This window comes from Vibrio sp. TRT 2004 (genome assembly GCF_050113735.1).
GTDB lineage: Bacteria > Pseudomonadota > Gammaproteobacteria > Enterobacterales > Vibrionaceae > Vibrio.
The window spans coordinates 1-524 of record NZ_JBNJOH010000164.1; the positions used below are offsets into that span (position 1 = coordinate 1).

General features: G+C 40.3%; 1 pseudogene. It reads left to right on the top strand.

From position 1 onward, the window contains the following. Window positions 1-524: pseudogene (locus tag ACQEXR_RS20440) on the top strand (sel1 repeat family protein); the annotation flags it as partial.

Genomic DNA, 524 nt, shown 5'->3' on the forward strand with positions numbered 1-524 from the left:
CAGTTTGAAGCGGGGCAGACCTTTTTAAAAGCCGCCAATATGGGCGACCCTTGGGCTATGGGCGTATTAGCAGGAAAAGAGCTTAACGGAAATAGCCCTTGTAGTTATTTAGGTTGGCCATGTGACCCTAGTTGGAAATCTAAAGCTATAGATGGCTGGGAAAAACAAGCCGCTAACGAAAATGGAAAAGCTATGTTCGCCCTCGCGATTAAGCAAATAAAATGGTGGGAGTTTATTCCTATTTATAAGTACAAAAGACACCGAGATATCTATGAAGTAGCAATTAATAATCAAGGTTACGGATTTCTAAAATACAGTTCGTATTGGAAGGATGTAGAGGAAAAAATAAAATACCTAAAAATCGCAGCCAACCAAGGCTACGCCCCTGCGATGCAGTCTTTATATTATTATCTCTTAGAGCCAGAGACATTGGACGAGGCTTTCAAGTGGAACAACAAAGCAATCAAATTGGGTTACGCTGATGCTGCTTTAGTGTTTTATTATAGTTATTCACAAGGTGAGAA